The sequence below is a fragment of the Silvimonas amylolytica genome (assembly GCF_014645555.1).
Lineage (GTDB): Bacteria > Pseudomonadota > Gammaproteobacteria > Burkholderiales > Chitinibacteraceae > Silvimonas > Silvimonas amylolytica.
In genome coordinates, this window is the sequence record NZ_BMLY01000005.1 from 132,767 (window position 1) to 153,953 (window position 21,187).

Below are 21,187 nucleotides of genomic sequence, written 5' to 3' on the forward strand. Positions count from 1 at the left end.
CATGGATATGGACATGGCCCGTGACGCGCTGGTGCAAGAGTCACGTGAACTGTTGAGCGCCATGGAAGCGGCGCTATTGCAGATTGAAGACTCTGGCGCGGATAGCGAAGCCATCAACGCCATTTTCCGCGCCGCTCACACCATCAAGGGTTCGGCCGGGCTGTTTGCGTTTAACCGCATTGTCAGCTTCACCCACATCGTTGAAAGCGTGCTCGACCGCGTGCGCAACGGCGTGCTGCCCATCGACAATGCCATGTTGTCCTTGCTGCTCAACTGTGGTGACTACATTGCCCAGCTTGTAGATGCCATTGCGGCACGGCTGGAAGAGGTCGAACCCGATCCCGTCCGCCGAGCTGAACTGGAAGCGCAGTTAAACCAGCTGCTGGATGAACAAGACACTGCGCCGACCCACAGCGCACCGGCCGCTGCCGCCGTGACGCACACCGCACAGGAACCCACCGTCAGCGAGGATCCGGTCGCTAGCCCGTACTGGCACTTGTCGTTGCGCTTCTCGGCCGATGTACTACGCATGGGGCTTGATCCGCTTTCTTTTCTGCAATACCTCGGCAATGTCGGGACACTACTTAATTTGCAGACCTTGCCCGAAGGCCTGCCACCGTTGGCACAGCTTGATCCTGAACAAGCCTACATTGGCTTTGAACTGGATCTGCAGTCTGAACAAGACCGTGCTGCGATTGATGGCGTGTTCGATTTCATTCGGGACGACGCCAGTATTTTGATCCTGCCACCGCATGCGTCCATGCGCGAATACCGCGCGCTGCTGGCTGCGCGTAATGATCCGCAAATGCTGGCCGCGCTCCTGGCGCAAGGTACGCTGACTGCCGACGAAGCGGCCCGCGCGCTGTTGCCGGAGCAAGAAACCGTCGAGGCGGTTTCCGTCGTCGCACCGGTCGCGGCCATCGAGCCTGCGATGAAACTGCCGGCCAATGCGCCGCGCGGCGATGAGAAAAAGGGTGGCTACGAGCAGAAGTTCATCAAGATCGAGGTCTCCAAGCTGGATCAGTTGATTGATCTGGTTGGCGAACTTGTGATCGCCGGCGCGGGTGCCAGCCTGATCGCAAACCGGCGCAAGGATTCGCAGTTTGAAGAAGCCGTTCAATCCATTGCTGAACTGGTTGAACACATCCGTGATGCCGCCCTCAACCTGCGCATGGTGCCGATCGGTGAGGTATTCCAGCGCTTTCCACGCGTGGTGCGCGATATCTCGCACGAACTGGGCAAAGAAATTGATCTGGTCGTCACGGGCGCAGATACCGAGCTTGATAAAAGCATGGTCGAGCGGCTGTCTGACCCGCTGATGCACATTGTGCGCAATGCCATGGATCACGGGATTGAGGCGACGGATGCACGCCTTGCGGCGGGCAAGCCCCTGGCCGGCACGCTGCGGCTGAACGCGTATCACGAATCCGGCAGTATCGTGATTGAGGTCTCGGATGACGGGCGCGGGCTGAACAAGGCGCGCATCCTGGCCAAGGCGATCGAACGTGGTCTGGTTTCGGCCGAACAAGTGTTGTCTGAGCGCGAGGTATTCCGGCTGATTTTCGAAGCGGGATTCTCCACTGCCGAACAAGTCACCAATTTGTCCGGCCGCGGCGTGGGCATGGATGTGGTCAAGAAGAACATCGAGTCTTTGCGCGGCGAAGTCGAGATCGTCAGTACCGAAGGCGCGGGTACGACGGTGCGTATCCGGTTGCCACTGACACTGGCCATTATTGATGGCTTCCAGGTCATGGTGAACGAGTCGGTTTTTGTCATTCCGCTCGATCTCGTCATTGAGTGCATCGACCTGGCCGGGCTGGATGGTCATCACGACATTGTGAAACTGCGCGGCGAACCGCTGCCGTTTATCCGCCTGCGTGAATTGTTTGAACTGCCAGCGCTGGAACACGGGCGCGAGAGTCTGGTGGTCGTGCAGTTCGGCCAGCAACGCGCCGGTCTAGTGGTTGACCGCTTGCTGGGTGAGTTTCAGGCCGTGATCAAACCGCTCGGGGAACTCTTTTCCCGCATTAAAAGTATCAGTGGCTCCACCATTCTGGGCGACGGCAGGGTGGCGCTGATTCTGGATGTCGCCAATCTGGTTCATCAGGCCGTGCAACAACAGGCCACCACGCAGAATGGCAAGGCAGCCACTGGCCTTGTCTCACCACAAAAAAGCAATGGATGACGCAGGAGCCCGAACATGAATGCCTTCAATCAGATGCGGCTGGGCACCAAGCTGCTGACTGGTTTCATCGTTGTGTCGCTGTTCTCGTTGTTGATTGGCGTGTTCGCGCTGATCAATATCAACCGTGTCGGGGCGGGCGGTACTGCCATCTATACGGAAAATCTGCTGGCCATTGCTAACCAGGCGCGGGCATCGATTGCCCTGGGCGCGGTGTCGCGCACACTGGTGCGCGCCATGACCCAGACCGAAAAGCCGGACGACATGCGCGGCACGCTGGGTCGTCTGCAAGGGTATGTGGACATGTACAACAAGTACTGGCCGCTTTATATCCAGACTGCGCCCAGTGAAGCCGAATCGCGCATGCGTGAGCAGATCAAACCGCTGATTGCCGATTTCCTGGTCAATTCAGATAAAGCCCAGCACCTGCTCAGCGATGGCCATGTTGATGATGCCCGCCCCTTGATCAACAGCGATCTGCGCACGGAATACAACAAGATCGATGCGCTGATGTCTGATATTGCAGAAGACAATATCAAGCAGGCCGATCAAGCCAATGCGGCCAACCAGGCCATGATCGCGAACGTTCGCAATGTCACCATCGTGATTGTGATCGTGGCGTTTATCTTGTCGGTGGTGATGGGCATCATGCTGGCGCGCATGGTCACCAAACAAGTCGGGGGCGAACCGGTGGAAGCCGTGGATATCCTGCAACGCGTGGCAGATGGCGATTTGACCGTGCGGATCAACCTGCGCCCGGGTGATCGCAACTCCATGCTCTACAGCATTGATCAGATGGTGCAAAAGCTTACTGGTGTGATGACAGATGTCTCCAGTTCGGCCAGTGCGCTGGCTTCTGCGTCGGAAGAAATTTCCGCATCAGCCCAGGCCCTGAGCCAGAACGCGTCTGAGCAAGCCGCCAATGTGGAAGAAACCAGCGCTGCGGTCGAAGAGATCACATCGACGGTCTCGCAGAACTCTGAGAACGCCCGGGTGACCGATGGCATGGCGACCAAGTCTGCGTCTGATGCGGGCGAAGGCGGCGACGCCGTGAAACAGACCGTACAGGCCATGCAACAGATCGCCGGCAAGATCGGCATCATCGACGACATCGCCTATCAGACCAACCTGCTGGCGCTCAATGCGGCCATTGAAGCGGCGCGGGCGGGAGAGCACGGCAAGGGCTTTGCGGTGGTGGCCGCTGAAGTGCGCAAACTGGCTGAGCGCTCGCAAGTGGCAGCGCAGGAAATCAGCTCTGTGGCCGCCAACAGCGTGATGATGGCCGAGCGTGCAGGCAACTTGCTGGATCAGATGGTCCCGGCGATCCGCAAGACGGCCGACCTCGTGCAAGAGATTTCCGCCGCATCGCGCGAACAAGCCAGCGGGCTGGACCAGATCAACACCGCGGTCTCGCAACTGGCGCAGACCACGCAGATGAACGCCTCGGCCTCTGAAGAGTTGTCATCGACCTCCGAGGAAATGAGCGCGCAGGCCATTCAATTACAAGAGTTGATCCGCTTTTTCCGTGTAGATGAAGGCGGCGGTGCACGCCCGGCCGCGCGACGTGCAGCTACAGGTGCGCGCAGCGCCGCCCGTGGTGGCGAAACGGTGGATGAATCCGCCTTTACCCGGTTTTAATGGAGTACGCGCATGACCAGCCCCGCCCCGGTGACCCGCACCGGCACGGCAGCGGCTGCAGCAGACGCCGTGCAGTATCTGACTTTTGCATTAGACGGCGAACTGTTTGCGGTGCCGATTGAGCACATCCGCGAAATCATCGAGTTCGGTGGCCTGACCGCAGTGCCGCTGACACCGACGTTTTTGCGCGGCGTGATCAATCTGCGTGGCGCCGTCGTGCCGGTAGTCGATCTGGCTGCGCGCTTTGGCCGCAGCGGGACGACCATAGGTAAACGCACTTGTATTGTCATTCTGGAAGTGGAGACGACCGGACGTACGCTGCCTGTGGGCGTGCTGGTTGATACCGTCAACGAGGTGTTGTCCACGGACCGCAGCCAGATCGAGCCGCGCCCACCCTTTGGTGCGCGTCTGAGGGCCGATTTCATTTGTGGCATGTTCAGTCAGGGTGAGCGCTTTGTCATCGTGCTGGATATCCAGCAGGTCTTGTCGGTAGAAGAAATGGCTGACCTGATTGGTCTGGCCCTGGAAGAACATGCGGCCTGAGCGCCCGACAACGAGGAGTGACTTCGCCAGGGCGAAGGACACCAGGAGGTCGTCATGACCAGCAGTATTGCGCCCGTCGCCCATGGCGCCGGTCCGGCACTGAGCCAGCAGTTCCTGACGTTTTCGCTGGCCAGTGAGTTGTTTGCCATTCCCATCGACCATATCCGCGAAATCATCGAATTTGGCGGGCTGACCGAGATCCCGCTGATGCCGGTGTTCTTGCGCGGGGTGATCAATTTGCGGGGTGCCGTGGTGCCGGTGGTTGATCTGGCCGCGCGCTTCGGGCGAGCCGCAACGGTGGTTGGCCGGCGTACTTGCGTGGTGATTCTGGAGGTTGAACAAGATGAACACGTTCTGCCGCTGGGGGTGCTGGTCGATGCCGTGAATGAAGTGATCACGGTAGAGGCAGACCAAATTGAACCCACGCCGGAATTTGGCGCACGGCTGCGGGCCGAGTTCATTCTGGGCATGTTGCGGTTGTCTGAACGCTTTGTGATTGCGCTCGACATCCAGAAAGTGTTGTCGGTAGAAGAAATGACGCAACTGGCGGCGACCGAGGCGCTATCACCCGAAGATGCTGCCGTGCTGGCCGTGACCGACCAGGGCTTTTGAACGGCAGACCGGATAACACCATCATGGCAGGACCCACCACCGTGCCGCCTCCCGTCAGCAACGAGGAAATGCGACTGTTCCAGCGCCTGTTTTACCAGCAGATCGGCATGCATTTGCCCGAATCCAAGCGCGCACTCCTTTCCAGCCGTCTGTCACGGCGGCTGGTGGCGCTGGGTTTGCCTAATTTCAGGGCCTACCATGATCTGATCGCCTCACCCAGTGCGCGGGAGGAACGCCAGCGTGCTATCGACCTGATCACCACCAACGAGACGTTCTTTTTTCGGGAGATTGGGCACTTTGCATTTTTGAGTCAGAAAGTGCTGCCACTCTTTAACCGGTCCGAGACCTTGCGTATCTGGAGTGCCGCCAGTTCGACCGGCGAAGAAGCGTATTCCATTGCCATGTTGCTGGATAACGAGCGTCACGACGCGCCTTGGGAAATCGTCGGTTCTGACATCAGCCAACGGGTTCTGGAGTCTGCACGGCGTGGTATGTATCCGATGGTGCGTGGTGAAAACATTTCGCCCACAGATTTGAAGAAGCACTGCCTGCGCGGTACGGGCGAATACGAAGGGCAGTTTCTGGTGGGTAAACATCTGCGTGAGCGGGTGGAGTTTACGCAGATGAATCTCACGGCGTTGCCTGCGCGACTCAAGCCGTTTGACGTGGTGTTTCTGCGCAATGTGATCATTTATTTTGACGCGCCCACCAAGGCCAAAGTCCTGGCCAACGTGACGCATTTTGTGAAACCGGGCGGATATCTGCTGGTCGGGCATTCAGAGTCTTTGCATGGCATCCAGTTGCCATTGCAGATGATCTCGCCTTCTGTCTATCGCAAGGTTGGCTAAGTTGTCAGAACGTATTTTTGTAAACCCCGGCGAGATTTATTTCGGCCAAGGCGACGAGCGCATCGAAACCCTGCTGGGATCGTGTGTGGCCATTACTTTCTGGCACCCGGTGCAACGACTGGGTGGCATGTGTCATTTTCTGCTGCCCAACCGTGTTCACGGCAAAGTGCCGGTATATACCGGCGATGGTCGTTATGGGGATGAAGCGCTGCAGTACATGATCGAAGAAGTGGCAGTGCGTCGTACACGGCTGCAGGACTATCAGGTCAAGGTGTTTGGGGGTGGTCGCATTTTCGCCAATGAGCGTTCCGGTTCGACGATCGGCGAATCCAATGCACGCTTTGCGTTGTCTGCACTGAATGAAATTGATTTGCCCGTAGCCGGCCAGGATGTAGCGGGTGAGGGCTACCGTTATCTGCGTTTTGATCTGACGACGGGGGATGTCTGGGTTCGTCGCGGCCGGGGGCTGCCTGCCTCATCGGCCTCGCCGCGCAAGCGCGAACCCGTCAAACCTGCAGGAGGCCTGTGAGATGACGATCAAGGTGATGATTGTGGATGACTCATCCATCATGCGCCAGGTGGTGCAGGAGGTGTTGTCCAAGCATCCGGACATCGAAGTGATTGGCGCTGCGCCTGATCCACTCTTTGCCATGACACGCATGAAGGTCAAATGGCCGGATGTGCTGCTGCTGGACATTGAGATGCCGCGCATGGATGGCATCACCTTTCTGAAACAGATCATGTCTGAGCACCCGACACCGGTGGTGATTTGTTCAACGCTGACGCAAAAAGGCGCGGACATCACCATGGAGGCACTGGCCGCTGGCGCGATTAGCGTCATCACCAAGCCCACGCTGGGTCTGCGTGATTTTCTGCAAGACAGTTCCAATGATCTGGTCAGCGCCATCCGCGCGGCTGCGCGGGCACGCGTCTCCAATTTGCGCACGTTGACATCGCGGCCGGCGTCGTCCAGCTCATTTTCCTCTTCCACCTCAAACGGGGGCTCGGCATCTGCCAGCGTGCGTGAACGCATGGAAGGCGGTAAGCAGTCGGCAGATGTCATCCTCAATGCGCCCACCTCCAACGCTTTTTTGCCGACAACGGAAAAGATTGTCGCGCTGGGCACCTCAACAGGCGGCACGCAGGCGCTGGAAGTCATCCTTACCGCTTTGCCGCGCAATATTCCGGGTGTGGTAGTGGTGCAGCACATGCCGGAGAAATTCACCAAAAGCTTTGCCGATCGCCTCAACAACATGTGTGAGGTGGATGTGATGGAGGCCAGCCATAACGATCGCATTGTCCCTGGCCGGGTACTGATCGCGCCAGGCGGCAAGCATATGGTGGTCAAGCGCAGTGGCGCGCAGTATCACGTGGATGTCGTTGACGGCCCGCTGGTCAGCCGGCACCGGCCCAGTGTGGACGTGCTGTTCCGGTCGGTGGCCAAAGCAGCAGGCCGCAATGCGGTGGGTTTTATCATGACCGGCATGGGCGATGATGGCGCGCAGGGGTTGAAGGAAATGCACGACACTGGCGCGGTGACCTATGCGCAGGATGAGGCCAGTTGTGTGGTGTTTGGCATGCCCAAAGAGGCGATCGAACTGGGCGGCGTGAATGAAGTGGTCGGGCTGGACCGGATTGCAGGTCTGATCCAGCGGGTCGGGCGCTAGGGTCACCAGGAGCCATGATGACCCAGCCTGCACCGTCCATGCTGATTGCCGACGATAGCTCGTTGCAGCTGAATCACGCGGTGGAACTGTGCGTGCAATGTGGCTGCCAGGTGATCTGGCAAGCCATGAATGGCGAGGAAGTGCTGGCTCTGCTGCAAAGCTTGCCAGAAAAGCCGGATATCTTGCTGACCGATCTGGAAATGCCGGGCATGGATGGTGTCGAGTTGTTGCGCCATATGGCCGAGAGCAACCAGTTCATGCCTATCGTGTTCATGAGCAGCACGGATGAGCAAGTGCTGCACGCTGTCGAGGCAGCCGCAGCGGCTTATGGTTTTCCGGTGCTGGGTACACTGCAAAAGCCCATGAAACTGGAAGGGCTAAGCCGGGCGCTGGAGCGGTTTCATATCCTGAACAAACCGCAAATGGCCCCACCGCCACCCATTGATGAGGCCGATCTGCACAAGGCCCTGGCGAACGATGAGTTTGTTCCCTGGTTCCAGCCCAAAGTGACCACACGCAGCGGTTTGTTCCAGTCTGCCGAAGTTCTGGCGCGGTGGGAGCATCCAGAACTGGGGATGATTGCCCCGGTATATTTCATTGGCCTGCTGGAACGCGCCGGTTTGATCGGGCGCATGACCGACCAGATCATGGCCAAGGCGATTCGCGAAACCAAACTCTTGTATGCACGTGGTTTGCGCTTCGGGCTGGCAGTAAATATCTCGGCCGAGAATCTGCCCGAACCGGGTTTCGCGGAACGCATCAAAAACTTGCTGGCACAAGAGTCGTTCTCGCCCACGCAAATGACGCTGGAGATCACCGAATCCGGGGTGATGGCAGATCTGGCGCGCTCACTCGGGGCATTGGCCCGTTTGCGCATGGCCGGTGTGGGGATCTCGATTGACGACTACGGCACCGGTAATGCCACCTTGCAACAGCTGATGCGCACGCCATGTTCAGAACTGAAGATTGACCGCGCTTTTGTGAACGGCGCTTCACGCCGGCCCCAGTTGCGCACCTTGCTGGAAAGCACGGTCGACATGGCGCACCGGCTCAAGCTCACGGTTGTGGCTGAAGGCGTGGAAGACGCCGAAGACTGGAAATTGGTGCAGGAACTGGGTGTGGAGCTGGTACAAGGTTTTTTCGTGGCACGCCCCATGCCGCCTGACAAAATCCATGAATGGGTCCGCAACCGGCATGAATGGCTTCACCTGTGGGGCAAAATCCAGAACCTCTGATTGGGTACTCAACCCATCAAGATCCGTGTGCCAATCGCGGCCAGTAGCGCTGGCGGCATCACCACCGCGCCGGTTTTGAGGAAAGTCCAGAAATCCACATGCAGCCCTTCGCGCCGTAAAACACCCAGCCACAAGATCGTGGCGAGTGAACCGGTCACCGACAGATTCGGCCCCAGATCAACCCCGATCAGCAAGCTATCGGTAATCCGTTCTGGCAAATGATTGGCGGCGACGACCGAGGCGCCAATCAAACCGGCGGGCAAGTTGTTGATGACGTTACTGAGAATGGCGATGGCACCACCGGCGGTAGCCGCCGCAACGGACTCGCTGGTTTGCAGTAGCCCCAATAGCCAGTGACGTACCTGATCAATCAGCCCGGCTTGCGCCAGCATCTCAACCAATACAAACAAACCTGCCACGAGCGGCAACACGCTCCAGGCCATACCGCGCAACAATGGCCACGGTGAAGCGCGCTGGCTGAGCGTGACAATGGCCGCGGTCAGAAGACCGAGAATGGCCGTCGGCAGCCCTAGTTGCAGACCCAGGGCCGAGACCGTCAGCAATGCCACCGCCGTGACGACAATACCGGCCAACGCCACTTTGCCATGACCGCTCAAGGGCTCGACGGGCACGTATTCTGCACAGCGGCCCGCGAGCGCTTTGCGCTGGGTAAAGCGCAACACCAGCCAGGTGACGGCAATGGATGCCAGTGAAGGCAACCAGAAGCGGGCCGCCCAATCGGCCAGTGCCGGCATGTGCTTGCCAAACACTACCAGATTGGCGGGGTTGGACACGGGCAAAACAAAGCTGGCGGCATTGGCAATCAAGGCGCAGATCAACAGCAAAGGCAGCGCCGGTGCCTGCGCGCGGCGGGCAACGGCAAACACAGCCGGCGTCAGGACCACTGCCGTTGCATCGTTGGACAACAACACCGTGACGCCAATCCCGACCAGATACACCAGCGCAAACAGACGCGATGGCGAACCGCGAGCATGGTTGACGGCCAGCGCTGCCAGCCAGTCAAACAAACCCTCACGCCGCGCAACCTCTGAGAGCAACATCATGCCTCCCAGAAACAGATAGACATCCAGCCCTTTGCTGATGGCATCCCACGCTGCGGCCAGGGGCAGCAAGCCCAGCAACAACGCAAGGCCCGCGCCCAGACACGCCCAGATGGCCTCTGGCCAGTGCATGGGTCGAGCGATGATGCCGGCAATGCTGAGTGCGGCAATGAGCCAGGCAAGGTAGTGCGGATGAATGAGCTGGGACATGGCAAAAACCGGAGAAGACGCAGCACGTTGCCGCGTGTGCACCACAACGTCAAGCGGTGCGGTTGCATCACCTTTGGTCGCTGGTCATAGTAAATGGACTAGATTCATTCACAGTCGCCTGGAGGCGCCGTGTCTTTATTTCCCGTTCGCACTGCCCCGCGTGATGCCCCGTGGCTGATGGAGTACACACGCGCTGCCAGCATTGAATGGCAAGGCGAACAGGTCACGGTGCGCAATGTGCGCAACTTCCGATACCGCACCCCGAGCGATCCGGTCCCGGCCTGGTATGACGCCAGCTATGACCTTGCCAGTGTGCAATCGGTAGACCTGGTGGTATCACACTGGGCGGGCGAGGCGATCGCACACGTATTCATCAGCTTTGGTTTCAGCGATGGTCGTCACCTGGCCATCTCGATTGAAACCCGCCGCCAGCAAGGGCAACGGTATTCCACCTGGCTTGGTTTTTTGCGCACGTATGCGCTCATCTACGTGGTGGCAGATGAACGCGATCTGATCGGCGTGCGCACGGATATTCGCCGCGAGCGTGTCTATCTTTATCCGCTGGCGGTCTCCCCAGCCCTGGCCAGGCAGGTGTTCGTGCAGTATCTGAAGCGCGTGGATGAGCTCAATCGCACACCAGAGTTCTACAACACGCTGTTCAACAACTGCACGACCAATATCCTGCGCCACGCGCGTGAACAGGCACCACACTTCAAATACAGCTGGAAAATCCTCTGCAGCGGGTATGCCGATGCCTACACCTGGGAGTTGGGGCTCATGGACCAGCAACTGCCATTTGCTGCGATCAAACAGCGGGCACGTATCGTCCGTCAGGAAGGGGCAGAGATCGATGAAGCATTTTCTGGTGAGATCCGTGCGCAACGGGCCGGGTAGGCTCGGCTTTACCCATCATGACAAACAAATCTACTATCGCCTTGCCGGGATCAACGAGTGTGAGTAACACATGGTCAGACTGATGTTGCTATTGCTGGGTGTGGCGTATTTGCGTAAACGCTGGCGCTCGTTACGGGTGGCGGGCTGGCTATGGCTGATTGCCGGTGTGGTGATCTTCATCGATGCACTTGATAACGCGGTGTACTTCCCGATTACCTTTTTCGCCGGGCTGTTACTGCTCGACGGTGTGGCCACGCTGGCCGTCGCCTGGACGGGTATGGGTGGCCAAAAGGCGCTGCGGTACGTCAAAGCGGTGGCGTTTATCGGGGCTTCAATCCTGATTCTGGCGGGCCATCATCATGGCAATTTCATTCTCTCCATGATTTTTGGCACCCTGTTCCTGGCTGATGGTTTGTTGCAATCCATGTCTGCCTGGGTGGTGCGTTATCCGCGCTGGAAAGCCGCGCTGACCGCCGGGGTGATTGAAATCCTGCTGGCTGTTTTCTTTTACCAGCCGTACCCGACGCATTACGTTGGCACGGTGCCGTATTGCATTGGCCTGGGGTTGTTTTTCAGTGGCTGGGGCCTGTTGCTGCTGTCTTACCGCGTGCGGCGCATGCCGGATAGCGCGTTCATGCGTGCGGTGCTGGATCAGCCCGCCATTCGCCGCTGGCAAGACTACAACCCCGCCATTCCGGCAGATGCTTCACTGGTCTGGGATGGTCCGCCTGCCGAGTCGGAACGGGCCTTGACTGTCCATGTCTGGACCCCGGTCGGCTCAGCCCGCAGCCAGGCACAGCGGCGTCTGCTGATTGATCGTTACATTGCCGCGGTGGACGCCAATGGCGTGATCTCCACCGGTCACGCAGCCCTGGAATCGCCTGAGGGCATCTACATCAGCCTCTACCCTGGTGTAGAGATTGATCGCTCGCCCGAGGATTTCGGGCGCATCCTGCGTGCCACGCGGGAGAACGATGTACCCGGTTTGTTCCAGCCCGATTACGCCACAGAATCAGCGGCCTGGTGCTCGTCCACCGTGCGCGTGCGTATCCGCAATTACAGTCCGGCGCGGCTGGCAAAATTCTGGGACGAATATCGCCAGGACACGACCTACAACCTGACCAGCCGCAATTGTTCCAGTTCGGTTGCCAAAGCGCTGGAAGCAGCGGTCGAAGGCTCTGTGGGTCATTTCAGAGGCGTTGATCGTGGCTGGCGGGTGTTTGTGCGCTTGCTGGTGACGCCGGAACTATGGGTCGCGGCACAGATTCGCAAACGCGCGAAAACCATGGCCTGGACACCCGGTTTGACGCTGGACTACGCCCGCGCATTAAGCATGCTGGTTGACCCACGGCCGTTTGGCTGGTTCAAGATGGCGCGGATTGCAGTGCGGCGGATGATGCGGTCCAGAAAACAGTGGAACGCCCAGGCGCAGACTGCGAGGGAAAGCGTCGGCAGGTAGCAGGCCAGCCGGGCGCGCCCCCTTACTCGCCCCAGATCCACTGCCAGACTCCCGGCAGTTCTTTCGGCGCACTGCCATCCTTCACTGCCCGCGCTACGGCTGCCCGTTCAACTGCAGCTGCATCGTCATAGAACGGTTTCGCGGTGGTGGGCATCTGTAGCTCATGCGCGCTGTCGAGCAATATCTGCAGATACTCTGCCATGTGGTCGGCGGTGTAGCCGTTGATGTCATGGAAGGTCACCACGACGGGAATCGCACCATCGACCGTCGGCAATTTGCCGGCAATGATCTCCTCACGCACATGCGCCAGCATGTTCAGCATGTTGGATCGGCGGCGCAGGCTGATGTGGTAGCCGTAGATCTTGCCGTCATTGGCAGAGAGGTCGGTCAACAACATGGCCAGACCGTGCTTTTGGTACGCATTGAATGTGGTGGCGTTGTAGGCCCAGAACGGTGGGCGGACCAGGGTGGGCGGGGTGCCGCGCAGGCTGGTCAGATCAGCCACGCCATGGTTCAGTGAGGTTTCCAGATCAGCCGGTTTCATCAGCGCGTGATTGGAATGAAACGGGGTTGAGGTGTGAAAGCCCAGTACCTGTCCATCCGCCACTTCCTGACGCAGGATGGCGCGGCCCGCTTCGGTTTCACCGGCGTGCCAGGAACGGGTCTGTGCAAAGAAGACCGCCTTGATGCCGGGCTGGACCGGGTTTTGATCCAGCGTATGCAAAATTGAGAGCGATGAATTGTTGTTGCTGTCGCGCGCCGGGCCGTCGTCAAAGGTCAGCAGGAAACGGATCGGCGCCTGCTGTTGAAGACGCGTGGCCATGTCAGGGGTCAGGGGCGTCGGGGCGCTGGCACAGGCGGTCAACGCTGCGGTGAGCGCAACAGTGGCAATGGGCTGGAAAACGGAAAATCTGTGCTTGAACATGATCTTGCAGTGATGCGACAAAAGAAACGGCTAACGCCGCGCATCATACGCAGCCCTGCCGCATTGATACAAACGGCTTATCGCCCGGCGCGTTTACAAAGCCTTGCTGGGCAGGGCTCACAATGCCCCCTAATATGAGCCGGTTTGTGACCTGGAAGCCGACCCGTGCCGTTGCCCCGCCTAGTGTTGTTGCTTGTCCCGTTGTTGCTGAGCGCCTGCGCGGCCGTAGACCCGCACCGGATTCTCACCCGGCAAATTGACCGCCTGACGGTCAGCAGCACGCTGGATGCACACCATCGCGAAGCGGCGTTTGATCAGGTCTGGCAAACCATCAATGACAGCTATGTCGATCCTGGATTCAACGGGGTGGATTGGGCTGCGGTCGGTCAGCGATATCGACCTCTGGTCCTCAACGCGCCAGACGATGCCGGTTTCTGGGCTGAGCTTGATCACATGACGGGCGAACTGAATGATGCCCATACCCGCGTGGAAAGCCCGGCCCGTTACGCGCAGATCAAGCATGACAAATCTGCCAGCCTGGGTTTGGGGGTGGATGAAATTGATGGTCATCTGATCATGCATGGTATCAGCGGGGTGTCTCAGGCCGCCTTGCTGGGCGTGCGCACCGGGCAGGAACTCATCGGCATTGACGGCCAGGACGCGCACACCTGGTGGCAGCAACAGCGCGCGCAAGTGCGCGGCGGCTCGACATCCTGGTCGCGGGATGCCTACGTATTACGCGCACTGAACAGCCTGCCCGCCGGCAAAGTACGTACGCTAGAGCTGGCCCGTCCGGACGGCACGCGCTTTAGCGTGGAACTGACCGATGAAGAGGCCGCCGCGCCGCCGTGGGTTTATGCGCATACGCTGAATGGCAATCTGGTTTATGTGCGGTTTTCCGCGTTTGACCGGCAGATCAAACCTGAGTTGATGAAGGTGCTGGACCATGCCGACAAAGCCAGGGGTATGGTGATCGACCTGCGTGGCAATGGTGGCGGTGATGGATTGATGGCCATGGATCTGCTCTCCCGTTTTGTCAAAGGCGAGATCAAAGGCGCGCAGGTGATCACGCGTGATCAGCAGCCTGTGCGGCTGTTTGGGTTCTCTTTGCTGGATACCCACCCGGTGCTGCAGGGGGATGCTCACCCACTGACGCTACCTTTGGCCCTGCTGGTTGATCGTCACTCCGCCAGCGCGGCAGAACTGGTCGCTGGCGCGGCGCAATCATTGGGGCGGGCCAAAGTATTCGGCGAGACCACTTGCGGGTGCCTGTTGGGCTTTTTTGACTATGACCCGCTCCCTGGCGGCGGCGCACTGGCGTTTAGTGAGATTGATATTCGCCTGCCCAACGGGGACCGGATTGAAGGGCGGGGCGTGGTGCCGGATGTCGTCGTTACGGTGACCCGCACGGCGTTGGAAGAAGGCGCCGATCCTGCGCTGCAATCTGCCCTGGACTGGTTGAAAACCCAGCCAGCTCTAACCCCACCTACCGCCGGGAATACCCGGTAAACCCGGCATCTTGCGGCCGGGCGACTGGTGGCTGACAACTCGCGCAACACCTTTTTGCTCCGTTTGCCGGATTGATCCGGGCACCCTCAAAGAACAACGTCATAATGCCGATATATCGACCAGAACTATCGATAGATCGGCTTGTGCGTTGCAGCAATGACATGTGCCGGTCTCAACCACAAAAAGCTGGGGGGACAAACCATGTTCAATAACATGGGTATACGCGCGCGCATGCGGGTTTTGCTGGGTTGCATGTTGATGGGTCTGGTACTGATATCGGGGTTGGGGCTGCTGTCATTGCGCTCAAGCCTCGTGAGCGCCCGACAAAGTCAGGTGCAACACATGGTGCAGTCGGCAATCAGCATCATGAAGTACTACCATGACCAGGAAACCGCCGGGAAACTGACAAGGGAACAAGCGATCCACGCCGCTGGCATGGCGATCCAGTCGGCCACCTATAACGACGGTAAAGACTATTTCTTTGTCTTTGATTACAACAACGTCGAGCGGTTTATCTCCAACCCCAAGCTGTTGAACAAGGACATGAGCAACGTCGCGGATGCCGACGGCGTGTTGTTCGTGCCCGAAATGGTCAAGGCGGCGCGCAAGGGTGGCGGTTTCGTCAGTTATTCCTTCCCGCGCCCGGGCAGTACAGACCCCAAACCCAAGATCAGCTACGCCCAGGCGTTTGACGATTGGCAACTGGTGGTGGGCACCGGTGTTTATGTTGACGACATTACCACTGCGTTCTGGGAAGAAACTGCCAAACAGCTGGTTTACATCGTCATCGTGCTGGTTCTGCTGGGCGTGGTTGCCAGCGTGCTGGTGCGCTCGGTCCTTAAACAGCTGGGTGGTGAACCTGCTTATGCCAGTGAAGTGGTACGGCGCATTGCGGCGGGCGATCTCTCGGTCGCGGTGCGTACAGAATCGCGCGATGAAGGCAGCTTGCTGGCCGGCATTCAGCGTATGGCCAATTCACTGCGGGATTTGATCCGGCAGATTCATGACAATGCCGGCGAGGCCGGGCAGCTGACGCAGGAAGTGGCCAACGCCGCCAACAAAGTGGCCAGCGGCTCAGATAGCCAGTCCGATGCGACGCGCTCCATGGCCGCTGCGATTGAAGAAATGACCACCAGTATTTCTGTCGTGGCCGATAGCGCGGGCGAGGCGAGCCGGCTTTCCGGCGAGGCAGGCGAACAAGCGCGTGAAGGTAGCCGGATCATTGAAGGCACCAGCAACAAGATCAACCATATCTCTGGCATCGTGGCGGACTCTGCTGCCAGCATTGGCGCGCTGGGTGAACAGACCGACAGCATCGCCAGCATCATGCAGATGATCCGCGAAGTGGCAGACCAGACCAACTTGCTGGCACTGAACGCTGCCATCGAAGCCGCTCGCGCGGGTGAGGCCGGTCGCGGCTTTGCGGTGGTCGCTGATGAAGTGCGCAAACTGGCCGAACGCACCAGCAGTGCCACAGCCGAAATCAGCGGCAAGATCGACGCGATCCGCAGCGCTTCGCAAGATGCGACCGTGCGCATGGGCTCGGTGGTGACGGAGGTCGCCCATGGCGTGGAAATGGCCGGTGTGGCCAGCACCGCGATCGCGAGTATTCGTGATGACGCCGGCCGTGTGGTCACGTCTGCCAACCAGATTTCTGAAGCGCTGCGCGAGCAAAGCTCAGCCAGCCATGCCATTGCCAGCCACGTGGAAGACATTGCCAACATGGCAGAGCAAAACAGCAGCAACGCACGCCGCGTTGCCGATGCCAGCCAGCGGCTGGATCAGATCATGCGCGGGTTGAAGGATTCGGTAGGCCAGTTCAGGGTATGACTTCGGGCGATGTGCATGAGCACGCGGGTGGGGTTGGAATGAACGTCCACTCACCCCGCATTGCTTGATCAAAACTCAATATTCCTTCAACCAGAACCCCATTTATGCAATAAAGGTGTTTCTCCATACTGCGCAGCAACTGCATGCCGCCAGGCGTGTCTGATCAAGCATCCACAAGACATATGGAGAAACATCATGAGCATTCCCGCACTGGGTCTGGGTACGTTCCGCCTCAAAGACCAGGTGGTCATTGATTCCGTTCGCAACGGGCTTGAAGTCGGTTATCGCGCGATTGATACCGCGCAGATTTACGGCAATGAGGCCGAAGTAGGCCAGGCGATTGCCGATAGCGGTGTACCGCGTGATGAGTTGTTTATCACCACTAAAATCTGGACCGATAACCTTTCCCGCAGCAAGTTGATCCCCAGCTTGCAAGACAGCTTGAAAAAGCTGCGTACCGACCATGCTGATCTGGTGTTGATTCACTGGCCGTCGCCGGGCGATGCGGTTTCAGTGGCGGAGTTCATGGGCGCGCTGGCAGAGGCCAAGGCTCAGGGTCTGACAAAGCTGATCGGGGTATCCAACTTCAACATTAACCTGATGCAGCAAGCCATTGCAGCGGTGGGCGCGCATGAGATTGCCACCAACCAGATCGAACTCAGCCCATGGCTACAGAATCACAAGGTGGTCCAGTTTGCCCAGGATCAGGGCATTCATATCACCTCATACATGACGCTGGCCTACGGCGCCGTGCTCAAAGACCCGGTGATCGCAGAGATTGCTGCCAGCCATAACGCCACGCCAGCCCAGGTGGCGCTGGCCTGGGCAATTCGCCAGGGTTATGCGGTGATTCCATCCTCGACCAAGCGCGAGAACCTGGCTGGCAATCTCAAGGCGGCCACGCTCAAACTCAGCCTGGATGATATGGCCCGGATTGCGGAACTGGATCGCAATGAGCGGCTGGTGAGCCCGGATGGCCTTGCACCGGCTTGGGATTGAGTAGCTTGTGGTTTGAAAAAGGTCACCTTTGGGTGGCCTTTTTTTATGCCTGTTACATGGCAGATACACGCAAACAGCATATTTGATGGGAAGATACCGCCATCACCCACCCCGCGTGTATCGCTGGTTTGCGGGTGTTCAAGTTTTCCAGGGCAGGGGCCATGAACGAACAAGACGCCGGGTTTGCCAACGAAACACAAGACGTACAGCAAGCCATTACGCTGCATTTGCAAGGCCGGCTCGTCGAGGCGGAGGCGCAATATCAGGCGGTACTGGCCCATGGTCAGAACGCGTTGGCCTTGCACGGCATGGGCATTTTGCGACATCAGCAAGGGCAAGGTGCAGAAGCACTGCAGTGTCTGATCGACGCCTGTACCCTGGCACCCGATAACGCTGCCTGGCGTAATGATCTGGGCAATGTACTGGCCGGGCAGGGCGCGCAAGTAGAGGCCGCAGGCCAGTTTCTGGCTGCCATTGAACGCGATGGCCACAACGCCACCTACTGGAACAACTACGGTGCCATGTTGCTGGCCATCGGCCATGACAATGATGCCGGCCCTGCGTTTGAACGTGCCGTTGCCCTGGCGCCAGAGCAGATCGACGCACTGGACAACTACGGCAACTGGCTATTGCGCCATGGCCGCGAACAAGAGGGCGCCGGCTTTGTTTGCCGTGCTTATGTGTTGAAACCGGCGGACGGGCAACCGCCCGCCATGCGGGGTATCGCGTTTTATCGTCTCGGCCGCATTGCTGAGGCCGCAGAGGTTTACCGTCAATGGCTGGCACGCGAACCCGGCAACCCGACGGCCGCCCACTTGCTGGCCGCCTGTTCTGGTGAGAACGTCCCCAGCCGCTGTGCTGATGCCTACGTGGTCACCACGTTTGACGATTACGCCGCCACGTTCGATGCCCGCCTGCAGCAGTTGGGCTACGCCATTCCCCAGGCGCTGGATGAAACACTGGCCCAACTGGCCGCGCCCCAACGGCAATGGCAGGTGCTGGATGCCGGCTGTGGCACCGGCTGGTGCGGAACATTTTTGCGGGGTTATGCGCACGCGCTGGTTGGGGTTGATCTGTCCGGCAAGATGCTGGAACAAGCCCGTAGCCGCAATCTGTACGACCAGTTGATCCAGGCCGAACTGACGGACTGGCTTAACCAGACGCCTGACCGTTTTGATCTGGTCTGCGCAGCGGATCTGATGATCTATTTTGGCGATCTGTTACCGCTGCTGGCTGGCATGCACCGCGCTATGCCCCCGGGCGGGCTCCTGGTGTTTTCTGCAGAGAACACAGACGGGCCAATGCTGGAGCACGAATTCCAGTTGTTACCTAGCGGCCGCTACGGCCACGGCCACCGGTATCTGGGCGAGGCCCTGGCGCAAAGTGGCTTTGCGCTCAAACAGATCAAACAACAAGTCGTGCGCCAGGAGTTTGGCCGTCCACTGCCCGGGTGGGTGGTCGTGGCGGTTCGCCAGCCCTGAACGTCGCACTCCATTTGTAACCATGCCCGCCCTGGCTGGCCGGGTGAGACCCACACAATGAACTCATCTTCCTTTTACGGCGGCTTTGCTGTCGAACGCCTGCGTGACCCCACTTTCTGGCACCAACTGGCCCCCACCCTGCATGTGTGTGACCAGGCTTTCTGGGATGCTCAACCCGCCCTCGCACTCAGTGAAGCGCTGATTGCAACGCTGGCCGAACGCACCATCCGCGAGGGGTATTTCCAGACTGATCCGGTAGATTGGCAGTTGCCCATTGCTGATATGGCCGCGCTGATCCATACCTTGCGGCAAATGCAGATTCCGCCGGTGCTGGCGTTTGTGTATGACGAATTCTGGCTGGTCTACGTGAAGATGGGCGCTTTGCTGGCGCGCATTCTGGGCGATGACTACGTGACGCTGCCCAATATGTGGGCCTGGCATATCGACCCGGCGCAAAACGAGCATGGCTGGAAGCCACACCGTGATCGTGGCCGTGCATCTTTGTTTGAAGATGGCCGACCGGGCATCCTGAATATCTGGTTGCCGCTATCCGACGCCACGCCACTCAACGGCTGCATGTACCTGGTGCCTGCGGATCGGGACCCGACCTACAACACACCCGACGAGATGATCATGCAGTACCAGCTCAATGACATCCGGGCGCTGCCGGCGCCGGCGGGAAGCATGCTGGGCTGGAACCAGGCGGTGTTGCATTGGGGCTCGCACAGCGCCCCGCGGGATGTCCCGCCGCGGATTTCCATTGGTGCCGAGTTCCAGCGTTCAGATGTCGCGCCATTTAGCGAGCCCTGGCTAAACCCGACCGCCATGCCGACCTTCACGGACCGCTTGTTGATTGTGGCCGCCCAGTTCAACCGTTACCGCCATCATCATCCCGATGACGCGGGTCTGGCCTGGCTGGCGGATCACCTGGCGCCGTAATCTTCAAGCGCCGGTGAGGCAGCGCGGGCATAAACAGGATTGATTGTCAGCACCAGCCGGTTTGACCGGCGCAGCGTGATCCGGCTTGACCACCATGCACCAGCAGGTCGCCGGGTCTTCGCCGCGCACCACAGCGCATAAATTAGGCGCACCACAGACGGGGCAACAGGCTGGATCAGAGGCAGAGGGGTTCGGGCTGGTCATGATGGCAACAGGAAGAGAACGTCAGACCTGCACTTTGCCACGTGGCCCCTTCGCCTTCAAACTGACCGGACAATGCGTCTGAACTGCCACCTGTGCGTATATCTGCCGTAAAGTAGAGGCCAAACAACACAAGGATGAGCCATGAAACTGTCTGAACAATGGGTACTGGTGACCGGCGGCGCGCGCGGTCTGGGTGCGTCGATTACCCGTGCCCTGGCGCGCGAAGGCGCTGGCGTGGTCATTAACTACTACCAAAGTGCCGATGCTGCCCACGCGCTGGCTGCAGAACTGGGCGAACGCGTGATCGCCATTCAGGCCGATATCACGGATGCCGCTCAGGTGGCACAACTCTTCAAGACTGCGCGTGAGAAAACCGGCAAGCCCATTACCGGTGTGGTGAACAACGCGCTGGTGGATTTCAAATTTGATGGCGATGCCCGCCCCAAGATCGGCGAGATCTCCTGGGCGCGGTTTGATCAGCAACTGCAAGGTGCGATCAAGGGCGCACTCAACACCATCCAGGCCGCGCTGCCTGGTATGCGTGAACAACATTTTGGCCGCGTGGTGAACGTGGGCACCAACCTCTTCCAGAACCCGGTGGTGCCATATCACGATTACACCGCTGCCAAGGCGGCGTTGCTGTCGCTGACCCGCACCGCGGCCAACGATCTGGGCCCGGATGGCATTACCGTGAACATGCTCTCTGGCGGTTTGTTGCGCACCACCGATGCCAGTGCTGCCACGCCGGAAGCCGTGTTCGACATCATCGCCGGCCTGACGCCGCTGCGTTCGGTGACCACGCCGGATGAATTTGCTGATGCCGTGTTGTTCTTCCTCTCGCCATGGTCCCGCGCGGTGACCGGCCAGAACCTGGTGGTGGATGGCGGTCTGGTGAAGGACTGATTGCCCATCGGCAGCTACAAAAAAAAGCCCGCATGACGCGGGCTTTTT

19 protein-coding genes are annotated in these 21,187 nt (G+C 59.2%); 16 read left to right on the plus strand and 3 right to left on the minus strand.

Annotated features, from left to right (window positions below; translation table 11 throughout):
• Position 1: 1 nt before the first annotated feature.
• Genes IEX44_RS14910 through IEX44_RS14945 form a run of 8 tightly spaced genes read left to right on the plus strand, consistent with a single transcriptional unit; the run spans position 2 to position 8,725 of the window.
• The gene (locus IEX44_RS14910; RefSeq protein WP_188695549.1) at positions 2 to 2,185 is read left to right on the plus strand and encodes a chemotaxis protein CheA; all 2,184 of its coding nucleotides are present in this window, start codon (positions 2 to 4) and stop codon (positions 2,183 to 2,185) included.
• 15 nt (positions 2,186 to 2,200) lie between these two features.
• Positions 2,201 to 3,820, plus strand: coding sequence for a methyl-accepting chemotaxis protein (locus tag IEX44_RS14915; protein ID WP_188695552.1), 1,620 nt, complete (start codon positions 2,201 to 2,203; stop codon positions 3,818 to 3,820).
• A gap of 12 nt (positions 3,821 to 3,832) precedes the next feature.
• A complete protein-coding gene (locus IEX44_RS14920; RefSeq protein ID WP_188695555.1) occupies positions 3,833 to 4,363 on the plus strand; it encodes a chemotaxis protein CheW in 531 nt (176 codons plus the stop codon).
• Between the two features lie 54 nt (positions 4,364 to 4,417).
• Positions 4,418 to 4,975 carry a chemotaxis protein CheW gene (locus IEX44_RS14925; protein ID WP_188695557.1) on the plus strand — a complete coding sequence of 186 codons (558 nt, stop codon included), beginning with the start codon at positions 4,418 to 4,420 and terminating at the stop codon, positions 4,973 to 4,975.
• Positions 4,976 to 4,998: 23 nt separating this feature from the next.
• Positions 4,999 to 5,823 carry a CheR family methyltransferase gene (locus IEX44_RS14930; RefSeq protein WP_188695560.1) on the plus strand — a complete coding sequence of 275 codons (825 nt, stop codon included), beginning with the start codon at positions 4,999 to 5,001 and terminating at the stop codon, positions 5,821 to 5,823.
• Between the two features lies 1 nt (position 5,824).
• A complete protein-coding gene (locus tag IEX44_RS14935; protein WP_188695563.1) occupies positions 5,825 to 6,352 on the plus strand; it encodes a chemotaxis protein CheD in 528 nt (175 codons plus the stop codon).
• Position 6,353: 1 nt separating this feature from the next.
• Complete coding sequence (locus IEX44_RS14940; protein ID WP_188695566.1) at positions 6,354 to 7,490, plus strand: protein-glutamate methylesterase/protein-glutamine glutaminase; 1,137 nt, start codon at positions 6,354 to 6,356, stop codon at positions 7,488 to 7,490.
• 17 nt (positions 7,491 to 7,507) lie between these two features.
• The gene (locus IEX44_RS14945; RefSeq protein WP_188695569.1) at positions 7,508 to 8,725 is read left to right on the plus strand and encodes an EAL domain-containing response regulator; all 1,218 of its coding nucleotides are present in this window, start codon (positions 7,508 to 7,510) and stop codon (positions 8,723 to 8,725) included.
• Between the two features lie 8 nt (positions 8,726 to 8,733).
• On the opposite strand, the gene IEX44_RS14950 is transcribed toward IEX44_RS14945, so the two are convergent.
• Positions 8,734 to 9,996, minus strand: a complete 1,263-nt coding sequence (locus tag IEX44_RS14950) for an arsenic transporter (protein WP_229679186.1) — start codon at positions 9,994 to 9,996, stop codon at positions 8,734 to 8,736.
• Positions 9,997 to 10,125: 129 nt separating this feature from the next.
• Between IEX44_RS14950 and IEX44_RS14955 the strand changes: the two genes are divergently transcribed.
• Positions 10,126 to 10,890 (plus strand): Lnb N-terminal periplasmic domain-containing protein, encoded by a 765-nt coding sequence (locus IEX44_RS14955; protein ID WP_229679188.1) that lies wholly within the window; start codon positions 10,126 to 10,128, stop codon positions 10,888 to 10,890.
• A gap of 70 nt (positions 10,891 to 10,960) precedes the next feature.
• The gene (locus IEX44_RS14960; RefSeq protein WP_188695572.1) at positions 10,961 to 12,349 is read left to right on the plus strand and encodes an HdeD family acid-resistance protein; all 1,389 of its coding nucleotides are present in this window, start codon (positions 10,961 to 10,963) and stop codon (positions 12,347 to 12,349) included.
• A 22-nt stretch (positions 12,350 to 12,371) separates the two neighbouring features.
• Here the strand turns inward: IEX44_RS14960 and IEX44_RS14965 are convergent, their stop codons facing one another.
• Positions 12,372 to 13,274, minus strand: coding sequence for a polysaccharide deacetylase family protein (locus IEX44_RS14965; RefSeq protein WP_188695574.1), 903 nt, complete (start codon positions 13,272 to 13,274; stop codon positions 12,372 to 12,374).
• Between the two features lie 165 nt (positions 13,275 to 13,439).
• On the opposite strand from IEX44_RS14965, the gene IEX44_RS14970 reads away from it, so the two are divergent.
• The 5 genes from IEX44_RS14970 to IEX44_RS14990 all read left to right on the plus strand — a co-directional run bounded on the left by IEX44_RS14970 (position 13,440) and on the right by IEX44_RS14990 (position 20,032).
• Positions 13,440 to 14,783, plus strand: coding sequence for a S41 family peptidase (locus IEX44_RS14970; protein ID WP_188695577.1), 1,344 nt, complete (start codon positions 13,440 to 13,442; stop codon positions 14,781 to 14,783).
• Positions 14,784 to 14,984: 201 nt separating this feature from the next.
• Positions 14,985 to 16,613: a methyl-accepting chemotaxis protein gene (locus IEX44_RS14975; RefSeq protein WP_188695580.1), complete on the plus strand. Its 1,629-nt coding sequence runs from the start codon at positions 14,985 to 14,987 to the stop codon at positions 16,611 to 16,613.
• A 195-nt stretch (positions 16,614 to 16,808) separates the two neighbouring features.
• Complete coding sequence (dkgB, locus tag IEX44_RS14980) at positions 16,809 to 17,612, plus strand: 2,5-didehydrogluconate reductase DkgB (RefSeq protein ID WP_188695583.1); 804 nt, start codon at positions 16,809 to 16,811, stop codon at positions 17,610 to 17,612.
• Positions 17,613 to 17,773: 161 nt separating this feature from the next.
• On the plus strand, positions 17,774 to 19,093 hold the full coding sequence (locus IEX44_RS14985; protein ID WP_188695585.1) for a methyltransferase domain-containing protein: 1,320 nt from the start codon (positions 17,774 to 17,776) through the stop codon (positions 19,091 to 19,093).
• A 57-nt stretch (positions 19,094 to 19,150) separates the two neighbouring features.
• Positions 19,151 to 20,032: a phytanoyl-CoA dioxygenase family protein gene (locus IEX44_RS14990; RefSeq protein WP_188695589.1), complete on the plus strand. Its 882-nt coding sequence runs from the start codon at positions 19,151 to 19,153 to the stop codon at positions 20,030 to 20,032.
• 3 nt (positions 20,033 to 20,035) lie between these two features.
• Here the strand turns inward: IEX44_RS14990 and IEX44_RS21335 are convergent, their stop codons facing one another.
• A complete protein-coding gene (locus tag IEX44_RS21335; RefSeq protein WP_188695592.1) occupies positions 20,036 to 20,236 on the minus strand; it encodes a cysteine-rich CWC family protein in 201 nt (66 codons plus the stop codon).
• A gap of 141 nt (positions 20,237 to 20,377) precedes the next feature.
• Here IEX44_RS21335 and IEX44_RS15000 point away from each other — a divergent pair, with 141 nt between their 5' ends.
• On the plus strand, positions 20,378 to 21,139 hold the full coding sequence (locus tag IEX44_RS15000) for a 3-oxoacyl-ACP reductase (protein ID WP_188695595.1): 762 nt from the start codon (positions 20,378 to 20,380) through the stop codon (positions 21,137 to 21,139).
• Positions 21,140 to 21,187: the final 48 nt, after the last annotated feature.

What these genes read in the sequence shown, in the direction of transcription:
- IEX44_RS14910 (WP_188695549.1), top strand. Translation starts at nt 2, where the DNA reads ATGGATATGGACATGGCCCGTGACGCGCTGGTGCAAGAGTCACGTGAA.
- IEX44_RS14915 (WP_188695552.1), top strand. Translation starts at nt 2,201, where the DNA reads ATGAATGCCTTCAATCAGATGCGGCTGGGCACCAAGCTGCTGACTGGT.
- IEX44_RS14920 (WP_188695555.1), top strand. Translation starts at nt 3,833, where the DNA reads ATGACCAGCCCCGCCCCGGTGACCCGCACCGGCACGGCAGCGGCTGCA.
- IEX44_RS14925 (WP_188695557.1), top strand. Translation starts at nt 4,418, where the DNA reads ATGACCAGCAGTATTGCGCCCGTCGCCCATGGCGCCGGTCCGGCACTG.
- IEX44_RS14930 (WP_188695560.1), top strand. Translation starts at nt 4,999, where the DNA reads ATGGCAGGACCCACCACCGTGCCGCCTCCCGTCAGCAACGAGGAAATG.
- IEX44_RS14940 (WP_188695566.1), top strand. Translation starts at nt 6,354, where the DNA reads ATGACGATCAAGGTGATGATTGTGGATGACTCATCCATCATGCGCCAG.
- IEX44_RS14945 (WP_188695569.1), top strand. Translation starts at nt 7,508, where the DNA reads ATGACCCAGCCTGCACCGTCCATGCTGATTGCCGACGATAGCTCGTTG.
- IEX44_RS14950 (WP_229679186.1), bottom strand. Translation starts at nt 9,996, where the DNA reads ATGTCCCAGCTCATTCATCCGCACTACCTTGCCTGGCTCATTGCCGCA.
- IEX44_RS14960 (WP_188695572.1), top strand. Translation starts at nt 10,961, where the DNA reads ATGGTCAGACTGATGTTGCTATTGCTGGGTGTGGCGTATTTGCGTAAA.
- IEX44_RS14965 (WP_188695574.1), bottom strand. Translation starts at nt 13,274, where the DNA reads ATGTTCAAGCACAGATTTTCCGTTTTCCAGCCCATTGCCACTGTTGCG.
- IEX44_RS14975 (WP_188695580.1), top strand. Translation starts at nt 14,985, where the DNA reads ATGTTCAATAACATGGGTATACGCGCGCGCATGCGGGTTTTGCTGGGT.
- dkgB (WP_188695583.1), top strand. Translation starts at nt 16,809, where the DNA reads ATGAGCATTCCCGCACTGGGTCTGGGTACGTTCCGCCTCAAAGACCAG.
- IEX44_RS14985 (WP_188695585.1), top strand. Translation starts at nt 17,774, where the DNA reads ATGAACGAACAAGACGCCGGGTTTGCCAACGAAACACAAGACGTACAG.
- IEX44_RS14990 (WP_188695589.1), top strand. Translation starts at nt 19,151, where the DNA reads ATGAACTCATCTTCCTTTTACGGCGGCTTTGCTGTCGAACGCCTGCGT.
- IEX44_RS21335 (WP_188695592.1), bottom strand. Translation starts at nt 20,236, where the DNA reads ATGACCAGCCCGAACCCCTCTGCCTCTGATCCAGCCTGTTGCCCCGTC.
- IEX44_RS15000 (WP_188695595.1), top strand. Translation starts at nt 20,378, where the DNA reads ATGAAACTGTCTGAACAATGGGTACTGGTGACCGGCGGCGCGCGCGGT.